Genomic DNA, 455 nt, shown 5'->3' with positions numbered 1-455 from the left:
CCCGGCGATCATCGCGATCCGGCGCGGCTCGTTGCGCTGGTTGAACGGCACGGCGTGACGACGCTGCATTTCGTGCCGTCGATGCTTCAGGCGTTCGTGGCGCACGGGGACGCCGCGCGATGCACGGGCCTGAAACGCATCGTATGCAGCGGCGAGGCGCTGCCCGCCGATCTGGCGCAGCGGGCGCTGGCGCTGCTGCCGGGTGCGGGGCTGTACAACCTCTACGGCCCGACGGAGGCGGCCATCGACGTGACGCACTGGACCTGCGTAGCGGATGGCGGGAGCGTGCCGATCGGCCGTCCGATCGCGAACGTGCAGACGTACGTGCTGGATGGGGCGCTGAACCTGGCGCCGCGTGGCGTGGCAGGCGAGCTGTATCTGGGCGGGGCGGGGCTGGCGCGCGGGTATCTGGACCGCGCGGCGCTCACGGCGGAGCGTTTCGTGCCGGATCCGTT

The 455-nt window shown here is 71.6% G+C and carries 1 protein-coding gene; it reads left to right on the top strand.

Annotated elements, in window-relative coordinates:
- The coding region (locus tag U5775_RS39060) for an AMP-binding protein (protein WP_322063454.1) at nt 1–455 on the top strand (455 nt) is incomplete at both ends.

The sequence above is a fragment of the Paraburkholderia sp. J63 genome (assembly GCF_905220245.1).
Classification (GTDB): Bacteria; Pseudomonadota; Gammaproteobacteria; order Burkholderiales; family Burkholderiaceae; genus Paraburkholderia.
Note: the sequence above shows the minus strand (reverse complement) of the source record. Positions and strands in the feature narration are given on the sequence as shown.